Below are 2444 nucleotides of genomic sequence, written 5' to 3' on the forward strand. Positions count from 1 at the left end.
TGGTCTTGAAAATGGAATTTCATTATTGGGATCCAACACACACGATGTTGATATTGTCGCAGTCACTAATGCACATGATTTACGAACGCTCGATACCAAGGCGTTACGTGAGCAAATTATTATCATGGCAAGTGAGCATCAATTATCAAATCAAAATTTGATTAGCGATATAACCAATAAATTAACCGCTCAGGGGCATAACGTTTCTATTGTCAAAGAAGCCATGGATGGATTATCACCTCAAGATATTGGCATACTTATTAGTGATAAAGTTAACGATAATATTGCAGAGCTAAAAGGAGAGCATGAGATTGATACTAAGAAAATAGATCAACTGGTCGATGACATTAGCAAATCACAAGAGTTTAGTAATAAAGAAATAGCATCATTACTTGATGTTATTGAACCTAAAGAGATTACTCATGCTGATAATGTTGCTAGTGATAAAATAGATAACGCATTATCAGAATATGAACACTATCAAGAGCAAACAGCCAAAGAGCTTGAGAAACAAATAGAGCTAGAAAAAGAACTGGATTATCCTTCGCTATAATACCAAGGGCAGTCATATTTTTATGACTGCCTTTTTTTATTCCTTACCAATAATAAACTTGTGTGACTTTTCTTTCGATTCCTCGCCGAACTTATCGAATTTCACATTAACCATAGCCGCTATATCACTTGGCACTCGAATATTTGGATCGAATGCAGCCATATACATTTGTTTGGTTAGCTTTTCTTGCGTGTATTGTGTCGCTAGTATTTCCTCAAGTATTTCACGTGTTGATCTAGTGTTACTATCATTCATCCTTTCTTTTATTGATAAAGCAAATTCAATTAAATCTTTTGTTGCATCCGTCAGTGTCGAAAACTGATTATTCTTTTGATAGTTCTCAAGACGAGAATATAACTGCTCAGAAAATGGTAATTGTATTCTAGGGTTTCTTGCCATCCAAAACGCTCCAAAATGGTGGTGTAATTGTGGTGTACATGCCTATTTTTAGTGGTGTTATTTCTTACACCACACTACCTCAAGTGTACACCACTTTTACACCACATTCATTTGTATTTTTATAAGTTATTGTTTTTATTTGTACACCATTTTTACACCGCGCGGTGTAAGAATGGTGTAAATATCGCTATATTTACAGTAACACAATGATATATATAGAATTACACCACATTTACACCATTTAGTGTAAATGTGGTGTACACTTTTCATGATACTTTTACGCAACTTTTGAAAATGTCTGAATGATGCGTTTTTCTTTTACAGACAACCACTTATATGTCATCAGACTGATGACGATTTGTGTCAGGTCTTTCTGAGCTCTCAAAATGCGCCTAGGTTAAATAAGTAGGTTTAAGCGGGAAACGGGTTATTTCGCGGGGTTTTCGTTAGGTCAACGATATAGCGTCTTGGTTTCTCTGTAGGTTAAGGGGATTAGGTGCAGATCTTACCGTTAAATAATAAAGGGAGTGGATTTCACCAAATTAAAACACGATCACTCATCGCGTAGCGATGCTAAGGACGCAAACATAGTGGCTAATGGGATAATAGATCTTATGCGTCCGAGCCGGCGATATTAAATAGACCACGAACGAGAAGAGTTAAGGCAATAACAAGATGAGATTTAATACCTCATTGCTTATGGAGTGACTACCGCCACCCTGCTAGGCTAAATTGCCATGCGGTTAAAATAAGGGAAAGTTTATGCTGTCGTATGACAAAAGAGACGTATCACGAGCACGAAATAGTGAGCAGAAATTAATTTTAATTTGCCCGTGCTTGCACGGTTACATAGCAAATTAGAATTAATTTCTGGGAATGCTCTTTGCGCACTTAAAGCGCGTCAGATTTATGCACATATTAATGGGGTTTGCGGAGGCATTAAAAAAACCGGAGCTACCCTGTTAATATGTGTATAAATCCTTGTCCTATTGATTAGCGTTAATATTACAGCGTCATTGGCGAGTTATCCATATATCCACATAAGAGCGTAGGAATAAAAACAACCGGAGCGATTTTTGTGAGTATGTGGGTAACTCGCCTTGCATTTCGTTAGGAGCTTGCGAGTATAAGAAATGCTCGTTCAGCGTATACCATTCTTTATAATGGCACGTAAGTTATAGCGACTTGGCGCATTATTTTGTTATCGCATCATCAATAATAAAATCACTCGTAAAAGCCAAAAGATAACAAAATAATGCGCCCGGATTTTTTAGAAATACAAGGAATAAAAAAGCCTGCATCATAACAGGCTTAATTTATTGCATTTAGTTTTCTTGCGCTTTAACAGTTTCTAATCGTGGTGTGTATCGGTTAAGAGTGTTTTTATCATTCGGGGGTATTTCAATTGAACCGCTAAACACATCATTTATTAAGGTTACATTATTAATAATGAGTTTATCCTCAAGGATTAATTGATTGCCCAAGTGAAGGG

General features: G+C 36.5%; 2 protein-coding genes. One reads left to right on the forward strand and one right to left on the reverse strand.

From position 1 onward, the window contains the following. Positions 1–553: toprim domain-containing protein (locus CTN07_RS22230; protein WP_146154909.1), on the forward strand; the 553-nt coding region annotated here is incomplete at its 5' end. Positions 554–589: 36 nt separating this feature from the next. On the opposite strand, the gene CTN07_RS22235 is transcribed toward CTN07_RS22230, so the two are convergent. After that, a complete protein-coding gene (locus tag CTN07_RS22235) occupies positions 590–952 on the reverse strand; it encodes a hypothetical protein (RefSeq protein WP_036766371.1) in 363 nt (120 codons plus the stop codon). Between the last annotated feature and the right edge of the window lie 1492 nt (positions 953–2444).

The sequence above is a fragment of the Photobacterium damselae genome (assembly GCF_003026815.1).
Classification (GTDB): domain Bacteria; phylum Pseudomonadota; class Gammaproteobacteria; order Enterobacterales; family Vibrionaceae; genus Photobacterium; species Photobacterium damselae.

What these genes read in the sequence shown, in the direction of transcription:
- CTN07_RS22235 (WP_036766371.1), bottom strand. Translation starts at nt 952, where the DNA reads ATGGCAAGAAACCCTAGAATACAATTACCATTTTCTGAGCAGTTATAT.